This is a genomic window from Bacillus sp. KNSH39 (assembly GCF_052656585.1).
On sequence record NZ_JBQXYO010000001.1, the window covers coordinates 983,138 to 997,243 of the forward strand.

Consider the following 14,106-nt stretch of genomic DNA (forward strand, 5'->3'; position numbering starts at 1 on the left):
GGGGTAAGAAATTGTTTAAGGATTTTAAAGTTGTTAAAGAACGTCCCGTTTATATTCAATTGAAAGATTATTTGAAGAAAATGATTATGAAAGGGCATTTGCTCGGGGATCAAAAAATCCCATCAACAAGGGAACTAAGTGAATTACTAAGTGTGAGTAGAAACACTGTACTCGCTGCTTATGCAGATTTAGAGCAAGAAGGACTCATTTATGCAGTTAAAGGAAAAGGGAACTTTGTTGCCAAGGTGGATATATCTAACACTTCGTCTGTTGAAATAGATTGGAAAAATAAACTTAATACAGTGACCGCATTAGCGGACGAATTAGATTTAATGAAACATGGTGTTCGTTGGGAAAAGGGAATGATTGTTTTTAATAGTATAGCCCCGGATGAGAAGCTATTTGATGTTGAAAATTTCAAAAGAGCTTTTCTTACTCGTATGTCCATTGAAGGGGACATCGTATTGAACTACGGATATGCAAAGGGATATAGACCGTTAATGAATTATTTACTTCATTACATGGAAATGAAAGGTGTAGACATTTCGAATAAAGATATTCTAATTACAAATGGATTTACAGAAGGATTGGATATTGTACTCTCTTCTTTATCAAAAAAATCCGGTCGTGTCATTTGTGAGAATCCAACTCACCATGCTGCACTTAAGCTTTTCCGTTTACATGGACTTGAAGTTCATGGGATTGATATGCATGAGGATGGTATTGATACGAATGAAGTTGAAAAAAGTTTGCGTGAAAAAGATTTTGATTTTGCTTATTTAATTCCTTCTTATCATAATCCAACCGGTATTGTTACGAGTTCAGAGAAAAGAACGGAATTGATGAGGTTATTCTCAAAATACAACGTTCCTATTATAGAGGACGGATTTAATGAAGAATTACGTTATTCAGGTTCACATTTAGCTCCATTATTAACTTTTGCGGGAGCTGGCAATAATGTGATTTATATTAGTAGCTTTTCAAAGGTGCTTTTCCCTGGTTTACGTGTAGGCTGGATTATTGCAGATAAAGAGCTGATTCATTATTTAGAAAGCGTAAAAAGAGCAAGAACGATTCACACATCTACGCTAGATCAAGCTGTTCTGTTTCAATATTTACATGAGGGATATTTTGAAAAATATTTAAAAAAGGCAAGATCTGTTTATAAGAAAAAATATGAGTTAGCTGTCGGGGCATGTAACCAGTACATTCCTTTTAAAAGAATGACTGGAGATGGTGGACTTCATTTATTTATAGAGCTAGAAGAGCATATGAATGCCCGCACACTTTTACAAAAGTGTTATGAGAAAGGCGTTACGTTTTCACCTGGAGATGTTTTTTACTCTGATGGAGAAGGAGCAAACACTTTCCGATTAGGGTTTTCGCGCTTGAAAGAAGAAGAAATAGTTCGTGGAATTAAAATAATTGGTGATACATTAAAAAATGAAATTTGGAGTTGAGAAAATGAAAATCGGTGTTATTATGGGCGGGGTATCGTCTGAAAAACAAGTTTCAATTATGACGGGGAATGAAATGATTGCTCATTTAGATAAAAATAAGTATGAAATAGTTCCAATTACATTAAACGAAAAAATGGATTTAATTGAAAAAGCGAAAGACATTGACTTTGCATTGCTCGCATTACACGGAAAATACGGAGAAGATGGGACAGTTCAAGGAACACTGGAGAGTTTAGGGATTCCTTATAGCGGAAGTAATATGTTATCTAGCAGTATATGTATGGATAAAAATATTTCGAAAAAGATTTTACGTTATGAAGGTGTAGAAACACCAGATTGGATTGAACTTACAAAAATGGAGGATCTAAATCTTGATGAGTTAGATAAGTTAGGATTTCCATTAGTGGTAAAACCAAACTCTGGCGGATCGAGTGTCGGGGTGAAAATCGTTTACAATAAAAATGAATTGATCTCAATGCTAGAAACTGTATTCGAATGGGATTCTGAAGTAGTAATTGAGAAGTATATAAAAGGTGATGAAATTACATGTTCTATTCTGGATGGAAAACAGTTACCTATAGTTTCAATTCGACATGCAGCCGAGTTCTTTGATTACAATGCAAAATATGATGATACTAGTACGGTTGAGGAAGTTATCGAACTTCCAGCAGAAATTAAGGAACGTGTAAATAAAGCTTCACTGACTTGTTATAAAGCATTAAAATGTAGTGTTTATGCAAGAGTTGATATGATGGTGAAGGACGGAATTCCATATGTAATGGAAATTAATACATTACCAGGGATGACACAATCAAGCCTATTGCCCAAAAGTGCAGAAGCAGCGGGAATTAGTTATAGCAAACTATTAGATATGATTATTGAAACATCATTAAAAGTTAGAAATGAAGAAGGGTTTTAAGGAGATTATATAACGAATTCTTTTGACAGTTTCACGAAGTATGCTATGATGAATACATTATAAAAACAAAATATTTATCCACTAGGGGGGCCTTTTATAGGCTGAGATCAAATGTGATTTTGAGACTCTTAGTACCTGATCTGGTTAATGCCAGCGTAGGGAAGTGGGAAAGACGTTGCTATTTAATGAGTAAATAAATACTGTCAATTTCACTTTCTTTACGCCTGTAAAGAAAGTTTTTTTATTTTACAGCTTTAATAATTGTGGATAAATACTTATATTTTATATATAATTGGAGGGATTTAAATGAATTTTTCACAATCATTACGTAAAGAAGTAGATTCAATTTGGGAAGCGAGTTTTAACCATCCTTTTGTAAAAAAACTTGGTGAAGGAACGTTAGATTTAGCTAGTTTTCGTTATTATGTGCTTCAAGATTCATATTATTTGAGTCATTTTGCTAGAGTACAAACTTTAGGAGCTGCAAAAGCTCTTGAATTAGAGACGACAGCTCGTATGGCACATCATGCTCAAAATACATATGAAGCAGAGTTATCTTTACATGAGAATTTTGCTAAAAAACTAGGGATAACGAAAGAAGAAAAAGATAATTTTATTCCTGCGCCAACTGCATATGCGTATACTTCACATATGTATCGTGCTGCGTATGAAGGGCATTTAGGAGATATCATTGCAGCAATTTTACCTTGCTATTGGTTGTATTATGAAATTGGCGAACGCTTAAAAGAGTGCCAGCCGGAAGAGCCAATTTATAACGAATGGATTTCTGCTTATGGATCTGATTGGTTCCGTACGCTAGTTGAAGAACAAATTACACGTTTAGATACTATCGCTGAAAAAGTAACAGAGGCAGACCGCAAACGTATGAAACAGCATTTTATTATTAGCAGTCAATATGAATATTCATTTTGGGAAATGGCTTATACATTAGAAAAGTGGCCAGTGGATACAGACGTAAAAGACGTAATTGGATAAAGAATAGAAGTAATGTTATAGATAGGTCTGGATTATACCTATCTATATATTTTTTCTTGTCAAATTTGCGTAAAGTCATTAGTGCTACGGAAATGGCGAAATAGAATATCGATAATTTAGCTCATTTTCTTGTCTACGCATTAACTGGATAAACTTCTGTCACATTTATTTTACAATTAAAGAACGTAAATGTTGGTGGTATGAAGTTAAATAAGAAAAGAAACCCGAGCTGTTAGCTGTAACGGAGTTGTTTTTTCATTGCAGGAATTTCTATATTATCATGGAGTGTTGTTAATACGATATGCAAATATGCATATCGTATTTTTTTGAGTTCTTTATGTGTTAAAATTAGATATAAAGATATGAAAATATAAAGAAGCAAAAGCAGGAATATCCAATGAATTTTGAGAGGTGTTATATGTTTACAAATAAGAAATTAATTCGATTTGGTTTATCGTTGTTTGTATTTTTAGGAATCATTAATTTTACAATCAGCTATTTCCAAACATATCTTGAAACAGCAGCAGATATCAAATGGGTAGTTCCAGAAATTTGGAAAACTATTTTACTAGATGTTCCTCAAGGTATACTTGTTCTTTTAGGCGCAATTGCTTTATATGATTTCACAAAAGAGGCATCACAAAAAGACGCATCAATCTAAGTGTGTCTTTTTTCAATTAGGAATTTCATAGAGAGTTTTGCTGGAGAAATAGAATGAAAAGCCCTAATTAGGGCTTTTTTTGTTGGAATTTCATATCCGTCATAGAAACCGGTCACTTGGAGGTGTTATAGCGAAAGCCATTTACAGTACAGAAAAATCTAAGCAGCAGACGGAAATATATAGGACATGGCATCATAATTATTGAGAAATTAATTGAACTTAGTAAGTATGAAGATATGACGCTGGAATTCATATTTTTTAATTTTTATTTATCCCGCTATTTGCCGGGCAGTAAGCCCCCCACCTCAAAATTCAGCGGAAGCAAAGAAGTTAGGTAGGGGATGAACAAAACCCCACTGATTAAAGTTTCACTTTATAAAAATGAGCCCATAGTAAAAATAGGTATACGAACAAGGTGCATCATCTAGTGATAAGTCATACTTTGTTGGTGTACGTATTGAACTTAGTTTATAGCGCTATTTCTACTTAGATGTAACGAACAGGAATATAGGGAAGTATCGATGAGGTTGTATTTTATAAACGGAGGTTATGAAAATGAATCAGTTTCAACAAGAACTACAAGCGTTAAGCCTTAATGATTACCGGTCTGGAAATATTGTCTATTGGGACCAGCAAAACCAATATCCATATTACTATATTGAAGATGCTGCTCGTCGCTGTGGCGGTTGTGGTCGTTGTGGCGGTTGTGGTGGAGGTCGTTGTGGCGGCTTCCGTTGTGGTGGCTTCCGTTGTATTGGTTGCTTCGGTTGTTTTGGTTGCGGAGGCTGTGGCGGTTGTGGCGGCTGTGGTGGTTGCTCTAACTGTTTTGATGGTTTTACTGATACTACCGGTACTATTGTAACGTATGAATATTGATAATATCTATCTTGCTAGTTGCGGGCAGTAACATCCCCCAAAAAATTCAGCGAGAGCAAAGAGAAGTTAGGTGGCGGACTGCCCATAAAAGCCCGATTGGTGAGAGCTGATTAAAGTTTCACTTTATCAATAAAAAAACATTAGTTATATGTACGTGCCGACAAAGAATATAGCCATTTTTAATGGATATATTCAATCATTCAAGTGAAAGAGTAACAATAAGATATATAGATGTAATCAAGATGTGATGGATAAAGCAATGACTAGATTTAAAATCTAATCATTGTTTTTTTCTTATGGTTTTGTCATTAAATATCTGTCTAGTTTGGGCATTGCTTCCTTCTAGCTAATGATTTTATTACAACCGTGTAAGGTTAATGTAATGTTAATCGATAGTAAAATAAGTTGCTTAAGTGTATTTTAAATAAGATTAAAAAGTACTGTTTATCTACAAAATAATAGGGTAAATACTATGTAATTAGGAAGTGTCTGAATATGGTTGAACTAAAATCTATTTTCCATTCGTATAAACTAAAGAGAAAAATAGCTAAAGATTTATACGGAAAAAGAGATGAATTATCACTGTTATTAAATGAATTTAATAATATGAAATGTACAGTAACATCTGAAAAGAAGAAAAATAATATATTATCTCGTTTGCAACTAATTTATCAAAATATGAAATCGGATAAGCAGTACCCTCTAGCAGTTGCTTTTGATAGTAAATTATTGGAGCAATTAGAAAAAGAATCTGTACATACTATTGAGGAGGGTATAACATGTCTACATTTAATGTTAGATATGAATTATGAGAAGATAAAACAATATGGTTCGGGTACAAGTAGGTCATTCGTTCCATTATCGCAGTCTTCTATTTGTCTTGCTGATTGTATTTGTTTAACAGGATTTGTAGTAGGTTTACTAGGAACAATTTCATTTGGAGGATTACTGTTATCTATATGTTCAATTACATAACGCTTAATATTTGTAAAGAGAGCGCCGATTTAAGGTGTTCTTTTTTAGTTTTTTGTAAATTTTTTGTAAATGATAAGTACAATACATTATATAAATTGTATAATTTAAATGTATTAAAATATAAATATAAGAGGTGCTGTATATGATAATTACTTTTAATTGTTAAAAGAGTCGATTTGATAATGTTTTATTCAGATAAATAGTTTTTACTTTTCTTTTAAATACTTGATTTAAATGGATTAGATTAAGTAACTATTGTTCTAGCTTTTTGATAATCAAGACAACTGAAGAAAGGAAGGAATCATTTTATGAAAAAATTAAGGCTGCTAACATTTGAAAATATAGTAGAACCCCTTTTAAATGAAAAGGTATCATTTATATACTTTCCTATTGAATGGCTGGACATCGTAGAGATACATTATAAGACATTTTTATTAACGAGTAAGTTGAAACGTTTGAATGAAAGATTGTATGATATGTTTTCGGATATATTGTTTATTCAGCATAACCCATACGTATTAAATGAAAATACACCATGGATTGTATCGAAAGAACCTATTAGACAAGAGCAGCTCGATTATATTTTTCAAAGTTGGTATGAGATTATTCATGATTGGAAACCAAATAGATTAGTAGAACCACCAAAATATGAATGGCAATCCGATTTGATTTCTAATTTGCCAGTACTACATGATAATGAAACGTATTCTAAGTGGGTGCCCGCTTTAATCTCACATATTTTTTGTGAGCGTCCTATATATTTAAAAAATACAAATGAAGAAGAAATCTATTTTTCCCCTCTTAGATCACAAAATATTTGTGAGGCGATGTCAGGGCCGATAAAAGATGAAAAAACACAAGATTTTTTCTCCTATGTATATCGATTCGAATGCATAACCCGCGGTGGTGAGAACGCTCCATTATTAAATATTTCAATAGGGATTCGGAGATTTTATCAAGAATATAAGATGTTAGGTCAAACAAACCTTGATATGACAACGTTTGTTTGACTTTTTTTGATAAAATGCAAACATTTTGCAAACATAGGTTATCCAAAGATACTTTTACCGAAGTTTTTAACAGCTTCTTCCTGCATATTTGGTAAAACATGAGAATAGACACTTAATGTCATTGAAATATCTGTATGACCTAATCGCTCACTGATGATTTTAGGGTTAACTCCTTGTTTCAATAGTAGAGTGGCGTGTGTATGTCTTAAATCATGGAATTTAATTTCTTTTATACCTACTTTGTGTGTCATCCTAATGAAACTTTTTCTGAAATGTGCTCTTTTTATTATTCTTCCAAACTCATTACAATTTATTAAATCTTGATCTAGATAAGCAGAACCAAACCTTAATTTCTCTTTATTGATTAAAATTTTATGCCTTTTTAAGGCTGCTATTGTTTCAATAGGTACAGGAATTGTACGTTTTGATGAATTTGTTTTTGCAGTTTTTTTGATTTTATTGTCATGACCGGATGTTTGATTTATTGTAACAGTATGTTTTTCAAAATCAATATCCTGCCATCGTAACCCTAGAACTTCTCCCAGACGCATACCTGTAGTTATTGCAAGTAGATACCCAATGTGATATCGTGATTCTTGTGAATGAGCTAAAAACTTTTTTACTTCTTCCTCTGTCCAAGTCTGGATAGGGGTTTTTTCTTTTTTAGGTATCTCAGCAAAATCTGTTGGATTTCGAGAAATAATATTTTGTTTTACGGCTAGGTTTAAAGCGCTCTTTAAAATTCTATGCATAAGCAGAATAGAATTGTTTGCAATCCCTTTATCTATCGCAGTCTTATAACATTTTTGAATGTGTATAACATTTAGTTTATGGAGCGCAACCATTCCTATACTAGGTATAACATGTTGGTTGATAAATGCCTTATAGCCAGCAAAGGTACTCTTTTCTATGCTCATACTTTTAATTTCTAGCCAATGATTTAGATAATCTTTTAACGTAACTTTAGATGGTTCTATAAAAGTTCCTTCATTCAACTCGGTAATCTTCTTTGCCACATCAGCCTGTGCTTCTTTTTTTGTCTTATATCCAGAAAACCACTTCTGTCTTCTTTTTCCTGTCTCTGGATCAGGACCGATATCAATAACGATACAGTATTTATTTCCTCTTTTTCGAATATGTCCTTTCACTTAAAACACTCCTTCATTTGTTTTGAATCATGTTGTATAAGTCTAGTTGTAATTTTGCTGCTATGAAAATTACATGTTTGGACATATCAGCGATGGATATATTTTACCATATATGAATAGAATTGATTATTTAATATATTTGTTGTTTTTTACAAAAATTAATTTTATAAAAGAATTTTGTATATTTAAGGAAATATTTTCATTTAGAATATTTTATTTGGAATAGTACATCTTATATATATCATATTTTGTACAATTAATATTTTCTTAATTGAGAAATGATTTTTATTTGGAGTGAGATATATGGAGAGGAAAAAGAAATGGGAAGGATTAAACTCTAAAAATCTATCTGCTAGTTCAATGGATTCGAGTTTAATAGGACCGACATTGCCACCGATTTCCTCATTTACTCTACCAACGGGAGCAAGTGGAGCAACAGGTCCAACAGGTCCAACGGGAACAAGTGGAGCAACAGGTCTGACAGGCCCAACGGGAGCAACTGGAATAACAGGTCCAACAGGTCCAACGGGAGCAACTGGAATAACAGGTCCAACAGGTCCAACGGGAGCAACTGGAATAACAGGCCCAACAGGTCCAACGGGAGCAACTGGAATAACAGGCTCAACAGGTCCAACGGGGGTAACCGGAATAACAGGCCCGACAGGTCCAACGGGAGTAACAGGTCCTTCAGGAGGCCCGGCAGGTCCAACAGGTCCAACAGGTCCTTCAGGAGGTCCAATAGGTCCAACGGGAGCAACTGGAATAACAGGTCCAATAGGTCCAACGGGAGCAACTGGAATAACAGGTCCAATAGGTCCAACGGGAGCAACTGGAATAACAGGCCCAACAGGTCCAACGGGAGCAACTGGAATAACAGGCCCAACAGGTCCAACGGGAGCAACTGGAATAACAGGCTCAACAGGTCCAACGGGAGTAACCGGAATAACAGGCCCGACAGGTCCAACGGGGGTAACCGGAATAACAGGCCCAACAGGTCCAACAGGATTTGAATCTGCATTCAGAGCTTTCAAATCTACTGATCAGTCCGTTACTGCTAATACACTGTCTATAGTAACATTTGAAACTACACAATTCGATTTAAATGGTGAATATGATGGTGTATCAACATTTATACCGCAACAAGATGGAGTATATTTAATTATTACTACTATAATTTTTAGTCCTACTGATGATACTCTAAATTATGTGACGGAAGTATTTATAACAGTTAACAGTGCTTTAATAGCAGGAGATGATAGCTTTTTTGGTGGAAATACTGGGCTTTTAAATGCGGTAACAGTTTCTACCATTGTACAATTGAATGCAGGGGATATGGTGCAAGTCCAAGCAGGTAATACCATAGATGGCGTTATTGCATCTCCGCTTCTTACAAATTTTCAAGCTGCGAGGTTTCCATCACCAGTTCCAAATACACTTTTCTTGTTAAATAATGTATCTGCAGATTGGAGTAAAAGGCCGTTTAGCAGAAAATCATAATTATGTTCATTTTAAAAATAGCGTGAAGAAAATGATGAATTTAAATTAATATTGTTTATTAAGAATAAGAAAAGCCACTTAGGTGAGTGGCTTTTCTTATTTTTAAATTATGGGATATACATGTAAAACTAGGCAATCCTCTACATATAAAGTTTGAGTTAAAAGAAAAATATAATTAGTGTGGTTACAACGAAAAGGATTATCAAATGCAATATTGCATAATTTATTTGAAAGGGTAAAAAACTAGGTGTTTATAACTATATTTAACTTTCTCAAGTTTTTTCAGAATATGAGAGAATAGCTGTTTGGGTTATTTGTGATAGAATATTCTTAATAATATAATTTGATGGAACGAAAAAGACCCATAGCGTGTGTAATTGTGCTGGGAACACTTTTACACCGTTTGCCCTAATTGTAGTAGGGAAAACATTTGCCATGAGCCTTTCAGTTACGACTATACGTAACATATACGGCTAGTATAACACAACTTTTAGATGTAATTCATCATTGAGGTGCGTTTTCATGATAGGGAAGTGTGTCTTGTTCCAATAAGGGGGACAAAACATGTGGAAAGCTCTAAATCAAATTGAAAAAGAGTTATGTGCAGCTGGAATAAGGAAAAATAAACTAGCAGATTATTGGGGAGTTAAGCCTAGTACTGTTACAAAAATTTTTAAAGGTAACACAGACATGAGTTTTGGTTTTCTTTCCAAGACCATCATCCTATTAAACAAAGGCATACAGGTTCAAGAAAATTTATTAACAGATTATATACATATAACGAAACCGAAATCAGAAAACTTACGTGAGGCAATGGAGGATTTAGCTTTAAGAGGAAAGTTTAATCTATTAATTAATATTATAAATAGTGAATCACAATCAAAGGTAGCAGAAAATAGAGAATTCGCTAATGTGTATCGAATTATATATAGACGATATATAGGTGAAATTGATGCTACACAGTATCATAAGGCATTAAGCTTGGAAAGTAAATCAATAAAAACTTCAGAGATGGAGGTGTTAAGTGAAATTTTATTATGCCAAGCGCAATATCAATCGGGTAACTTTACTTCTTTAAATGAGCGGTTAAAATCTCTTGAAATAAAAATAAATACAATAAGTAATAGGTACATTCGAGAATGTTATAAATTACGATATAAAGAGGCCATTGCCGTTACTTCGTTGCAGGGTGGTGAAGTCATTGAAGCAAGGCATGTTAGTAAGGAACTATTAGATGATCTTGAATGGGATAACTTTTTTTCTTTTCCAAAAGTAAATGCATATTTAAAGTTAGGAGAATCGTATATTTTTTCAGCGAATGAATATGAAAGGGCGAAATATTATTTGGAAAAGACCTTAGAAGTGATAGGGGATAGTAAGACTAATGGAATTGAGAGAAAAAGAAAAATGGTGCAACATACATTATCATTTCTAAAGATTCATCATGATAAAGAAATTAGTAGCTTAGATGTTGTTCATTCAGGTGAACTAGCATATTTAAGGATTAAACAAGGTAAGAAGATGGAAGCGAGAAAACTTTTGGATCAATTAAAAGAGAAGAATGGAAGATTAACAGACATACAGACTGCATATTTAGGTTTAACATATGAAGGTACTAAAAAAGAAGAGTTAATGAAACGATCTCTTTTGATGTGTCAAAAATCAGGTAATATATTTTATTCGAATTTACCAAAAATACACTTGGGTTTAATTTGAATAATTGGTATAATTGTCTTTGGAAAGAGGTGAAATAATGAAAAAAATAATTACAATCCTTCCTGCACTATTAATAGCTGCTACATTATTCATTAACACTGATTCTATTAAAGAAAAACCTAGTACAAATGATTTAAAACCTACAGTCCAACACATGATGGTTGACCCTGGTGGCGGTTGGTAAAATACATAATAAAGGTTTATATATATTACAAATGGCATCGTCTTAATTGACGGTGTCATTTGTAGTTTTAGGAGAAATTTCTTTTTTTGCTAAAAGAAGAAAAAAGAAATTTTTGTAAAAAAATACAAGAATACAAAGAGGGAGATCGTAGAAGATGAAGAGCAAAGAAGGGGAAGTTAATCTAATTAAACGAGCTTTATTACTTTTAAAAGAAGAGGATAATCCGAAAGAGAAATTATTTTCTATCTGTTTGAGTGAACCAAAAAAAGAAAAAGTTATGTAAAAAAGACTATCTAACTTTTGGATAGTCTTTTTACACTACATATTTCCTTTAGATTTCTCGTAGTTCACAAACATCTCTAATTGTTCTAATGCTTTTTTTCGTTGTTCTTCAGGTAAGTCATTAATGATCTGAAGAATTTCGTGTGCTTCTTTTGTTAACTGTATATCCTCGCCGGCTGTTAAATCTGGTGAATCAGATAAATCTAACAAATAATCCGTTGTTACTTTTAAATAATTTGCTATCTTCTGAAGTGTACGTGTACCGGGTGCTTTTTTCCCCTCGACATAATTATAAACAGAAACATGACTAACACCAATTGCATCAGCTAACTGTTGTTGGGTAATGCTCTTCTTTTCAATTAATGATTTCAACCTCTTATGACTAAACATAATAAAAAACACCCCAAGTTTATTTTATATGAAATTATTGTTTCTTAATTACTATTATGGTGTCACACTGTCATTATATATTAACTATCAGTTAAGTGGAAAGGTAATTTTTTTGGAAAAAGATTTGGGAAACACTTGAACTTAACCTAATGTTAAGTTATTATGTAATTATCAACAAAAACGGAAGAGAGGAGTTGTTTATGAAAACTCTAAAGCAGCTACGTGTAGAGCAGGGGTATACATGTAGGGAAGTAGCTGAAGCCGTGGGTATTACTGAAGTTTATTATTGGTATATAGAAAACGGGAAGCGTCGACCTTATTATGATTTAATTGTGAAAATTGCTGAGTTTTTTAAAGTGAAGCTAGATGCAATTAAAATTTTTTGTCCATAACTTAACTTAAAGTTAAGTTATGGTTAGTTAAGTAAATAAGAAAGGAGCAAAACAAAATGGGATTAGATCAAATCATTAAAGAGTCAATCCGCGAAGTTGTTCGCGAAGAAATTCAAGTAGCTTTAGCGTCATTCCAACAACAATCACAACCAAACAAGGTAATGCGAGTGAAGGAAGCAGCAGCTTTCTTAAACATAGCGGTTTGTAGAATGTATGAATTAGCAAATCATCCTAAGTTTCCAGTAATAAGAGAAGGGCGTAAACTACTTTTTTTACAAAAGGATTTAGAAGCCTGGCTTGAAGCACAAAAGGAGGTGATTTAGTGGAAGATACAACATCATTAGCTATATTAGCGATATTAATTGCATGTGGTTCATTTTTATTTTACATAACTTATGAGCCAATAAAACAATGGGCTTGGAGTGATGTGAAGCAAAGTAAAAAGACCCATGGCAGTGGGTCCTTTTCAAAAAACAAGTTGTTATAAGTATACCACGGAAAGTAGGGAAATAGCACATTGGTTTTATTGAAAGGAGTGAAAGCTATGAACAACAAGGTATTACAAATAGGGCAAATAAATTTTCGTGGAAATGTTATAGATCATGGATGGTTTAAAACACTTACATTAGGTAATGGTAAACCTAATATTGTTGCAATTACTATCTTAGGAGAAATTGTTTATTGGTATAAACCTACTGAAGTAAGAAGTGAAGAATCTAGTCAAGTTCAATATAAACAAAAGTTTAAGGCAGACACGCTTCAAAAGAGTTATCAACAATTAGCAGATTCATTTGGATTTACAAAAAGACAAGTAAAAGAAGCATGTGACTTTCTGAAAGAACGTGGACTTATAAAAATTGAATTTAGGACGATTCTTGTTAACGGAACTAGGTGTAATAACGTTATGTATGTTGAACCTGTACCTGAAATGATTCAGAAAATATCTATTATGTATTGGGGAAATGCTAACCCTCCTACACTGAAAAGTAATAGTCCTATTACTTTAGAAAGCAAGAGTGTCTTACATTCTAAAGCAATACCCTCCTACGATAAAACGGAAGAGTCTCTTACACTAGAACGTAAGACAAATACAGAGATTACTACAAATATTACTACAAAGATAAATGATGATGATGCTACTTCATCTCAGAAATTAATTGATGAAGAATTTAAAACTAGTTACAACTTTTTACTTGAAAAGGGGATTCCGTTAAGTGAAATTGCAATTCAAGAATTAGGTGAGTTTTGCGATAGATTCGGTAATGAATTAGTTATTCACGCTGTTAATAAAGCAATTGATGAAAATGTGCCAAAGTGGAGATATATTCGCAGTATTTTAAGTAGTTGGGAAAAGGAAAAAGTAAAAACATTAAATGATGTTGCTGCTTTAGATACTCGATTTGAAATGAGTAAGAAAAACAACAAACGTACTGGTAAAGGTTATTCCAAACGAACGGAAGTTGTACCAGATTGGTTACGTAAACAAGAAGAACAAGAGCCAATACAGCAGCCACACCAAACTCAAAGTGATGATCTTAAAGATAATAAGAAACGTTTGGATGAGATTCTAAATAAATATAAAAATACTAAAGGAGAGTAA

The 14,106-nt window shown here is 33.2% G+C and carries 17 protein-coding genes, 1 pseudogene and 1 riboswitch; of the genes and pseudogenes, 16 read left to right on the forward strand and 2 right to left on the reverse strand.

Features of this window, described 5'->3' with window-relative positions:
* The first annotated feature begins 11 nt into the window (after positions 1–11).
* From pdxR to ACUL40_RS04870, 8 genes and pseudogenes are all read left to right on the forward strand, one after another.
* Positions 12–1,460 carry a MocR-like pyridoxine biosynthesis transcription factor PdxR gene (pdxR, locus tag ACUL40_RS04835; RefSeq protein WP_000471644.1) on the forward strand — a complete coding sequence of 483 codons (1,449 nt, stop codon included), beginning with the start codon at positions 12–14 and terminating at the stop codon, positions 1,458–1,460.
* A 4-nt stretch (positions 1,461–1,464) separates the two neighbouring features.
* Entirely contained in the window at positions 1,465–2,379 is a 915-nt protein-coding gene (locus tag ACUL40_RS04840) for a D-alanine--D-alanine ligase (RefSeq protein ID WP_000690435.1), read from the forward strand.
* A 73-nt stretch (positions 2,380–2,452) separates the two neighbouring features.
* A riboswitch (TPP riboswitch) is annotated at positions 2,453–2,558 on the forward strand.
* A 127-nt stretch (positions 2,559–2,685) separates the two neighbouring features.
* Positions 2,686–3,375, forward strand: a complete 690-nt coding sequence (tenA, locus tag ACUL40_RS04845; protein ID WP_001011746.1) for a thiaminase II — start codon at positions 2,686–2,688, stop codon at positions 3,373–3,375.
* A 397-nt stretch (positions 3,376–3,772) separates the two neighbouring features.
* Positions 3,773–4,036: a DUF3937 family protein gene (locus ACUL40_RS04850; protein ID WP_069358061.1), complete on the forward strand. Its 264-nt coding sequence runs from the start codon at positions 3,773–3,775 to the stop codon at positions 4,034–4,036.
* A gap of 555 nt (positions 4,037–4,591) precedes the next feature.
* Positions 4,592–4,912, forward strand: a complete 321-nt coding sequence (locus tag ACUL40_RS04855; protein WP_001071364.1) for a heterocycloanthracin/sonorensin family bacteriocin — start codon at positions 4,592–4,594, stop codon at positions 4,910–4,912.
* 145 nt (positions 4,913–5,057) lie between these two features.
* A pseudogene (locus ACUL40_RS04860) lies at positions 5,058–5,192 on the forward strand (site-specific integrase); the annotation flags it as partial.
* Positions 5,193–5,401: 209 nt separating this feature from the next.
* Complete coding sequence (locus ACUL40_RS04865) at positions 5,402–5,887, forward strand: hypothetical protein (protein ID WP_033687380.1); 486 nt, start codon at positions 5,402–5,404, stop codon at positions 5,885–5,887.
* A 308-nt stretch (positions 5,888–6,195) separates the two neighbouring features.
* Positions 6,196–6,897: a pPIWI_RE module domain-containing protein gene (locus ACUL40_RS04870; RefSeq protein ID WP_044307582.1), complete on the forward strand. Its 702-nt coding sequence runs from the start codon at positions 6,196–6,198 to the stop codon at positions 6,895–6,897.
* A 38-nt stretch (positions 6,898–6,935) separates the two neighbouring features.
* On the opposite strand, the gene ACUL40_RS04875 is transcribed toward ACUL40_RS04870, so the two are convergent.
* Positions 6,936–8,045 (reverse strand): site-specific integrase, encoded by a 1,110-nt coding sequence (locus tag ACUL40_RS04875; protein WP_000675854.1) that lies wholly within the window; start codon positions 8,043–8,045, stop codon positions 6,936–6,938.
* 303 nt (positions 8,046–8,348) lie between these two features.
* Between ACUL40_RS04875 and ACUL40_RS04880 the strand changes: the two genes are divergently transcribed.
* From ACUL40_RS04880 to ACUL40_RS04895, 4 genes are all read left to right on the forward strand, one after another.
* Positions 8,349–9,542, forward strand: a complete 1,194-nt coding sequence (locus ACUL40_RS04880; protein WP_000440006.1) for an exosporium leader peptide-containing protein — start codon at positions 8,349–8,351, stop codon at positions 9,540–9,542.
* A 564-nt stretch (positions 9,543–10,106) separates the two neighbouring features.
* Positions 10,107–11,258: an AimR family lysis-lysogeny pheromone receptor gene (locus tag ACUL40_RS04885; protein ID WP_000265306.1), complete on the forward strand. Its 1,152-nt coding sequence runs from the start codon at positions 10,107–10,109 to the stop codon at positions 11,256–11,258.
* Positions 11,259–11,295: 37 nt separating this feature from the next.
* Positions 11,296–11,442 (forward strand): hypothetical protein, encoded by a 147-nt coding sequence (locus ACUL40_RS04890; protein WP_000720927.1) that lies wholly within the window; start codon positions 11,296–11,298, stop codon positions 11,440–11,442.
* 154 nt (positions 11,443–11,596) lie between these two features.
* Positions 11,597–11,725 (forward strand): hypothetical protein, encoded by a 129-nt coding sequence (locus ACUL40_RS04895; protein ID WP_000836786.1) that lies wholly within the window; start codon positions 11,597–11,599, stop codon positions 11,723–11,725.
* A 35-nt stretch (positions 11,726–11,760) separates the two neighbouring features.
* Here the strand turns inward: ACUL40_RS04895 and ACUL40_RS04900 are convergent, their stop codons facing one another.
* Entirely contained in the window at positions 11,761–12,114 is a 354-nt protein-coding gene (locus ACUL40_RS04900) for a helix-turn-helix domain-containing protein (protein WP_000491272.1), read from the reverse strand.
* A 200-nt stretch (positions 12,115–12,314) separates the two neighbouring features.
* On the opposite strand from ACUL40_RS04900, the gene ACUL40_RS04905 reads away from it, so the two are divergent.
* Genes ACUL40_RS04905 through ACUL40_RS04920 form a run of 4 tightly spaced genes read left to right on the forward strand, consistent with a single transcriptional unit; the run spans position 12,315 to position 14,106 of the window.
* Complete coding sequence (locus ACUL40_RS04905) at positions 12,315–12,506, forward strand: helix-turn-helix domain-containing protein (RefSeq protein WP_000854271.1); 192 nt, start codon at positions 12,315–12,317, stop codon at positions 12,504–12,506.
* Positions 12,507–12,562: 56 nt separating this feature from the next.
* Positions 12,563–12,829, forward strand: a complete 267-nt coding sequence (locus tag ACUL40_RS04910; protein WP_000522034.1) for a helix-turn-helix domain-containing protein — start codon at positions 12,563–12,565, stop codon at positions 12,827–12,829.
* Complete coding sequence (locus ACUL40_RS04915; RefSeq protein WP_000390285.1) at positions 12,829–12,993, forward strand: hypothetical protein; 165 nt, start codon at positions 12,829–12,831, stop codon at positions 12,991–12,993. Before ACUL40_RS04910 ends, ACUL40_RS04915 begins: the two co-directional genes overlap by 1 nt.
* A 57-nt stretch (positions 12,994–13,050) precedes the next feature.
* The gene (locus ACUL40_RS04920; RefSeq protein WP_025921883.1) at positions 13,051–14,106 is read left to right on the forward strand and encodes a DnaD domain protein; all 1,056 of its coding nucleotides are present in this window, start codon (positions 13,051–13,053) and stop codon (positions 14,104–14,106) included.